This is a genomic window from Erysipelatoclostridium sp. An173 (assembly GCF_002160495.1).
In the GTDB taxonomy this organism is placed as follows: domain Bacteria; phylum Bacillota_I; class Bacilli_A; order Erysipelotrichales; family Coprobacillaceae; genus Thomasclavelia; species Thomasclavelia merdavium.
The window spans coordinates 1-510 of sequence record NZ_NFKR01000121.1; the positions used below are offsets into that span (position 1 = coordinate 1).

Annotated in this window: 1 protein-coding gene; it reads left to right on the forward strand. The window is 31.2% G+C overall.

Annotated elements, in window-relative coordinates; translation table 11 throughout:
- Positions 1-510 (forward strand): hypothetical protein (locus B5F09_RS14945; protein WP_204215381.1); only part of this gene is annotated, 510 nt, incomplete at both ends.

A 510-nucleotide genomic window follows, 5' to 3' on the forward strand; every position in this document is an offset into this window, starting at 1 on the left:
ATTCAATCTGGTTAATGCCTCAAGCACCGTTAAAATATGATGGAACGATCAGGATATATAGTCTACAAGAAAAAGTGGAATCAGGAATACCGTTAAAAGAAAAAGAAGCTTATGATAAGATCAAGATAGCAACGATCTATACAAGCAGTAAACATGAAATAAGCCAAAAGTATGAACAGAATGATGAATTATTAAGAGTGGTGATGTTACTGTTTGGAATGAGCGGAAGAAGTGTTCAAGAGATAAGGGGAATTTTAGAAAAAGAATATGGTTTTAAAATGAGTGATAAACTAAAGAAAGGAGTTGAAAATATGTGTAACTTAGCGCAAGGATTAATAATTGAAAATAGGGCTGTAGGTCGAGCTGAAGAAAAATATGAGATATTAATAAATCTGTTAGAGCAAACTGATATTTCATTAAAGAAGATAATGAAGATAGTAGGGTTGGTAAAAAAAGAAGAGGTTAAGGAAATGACAGATAGACTAATAGAAGATTTAACTTTAAAAGAAG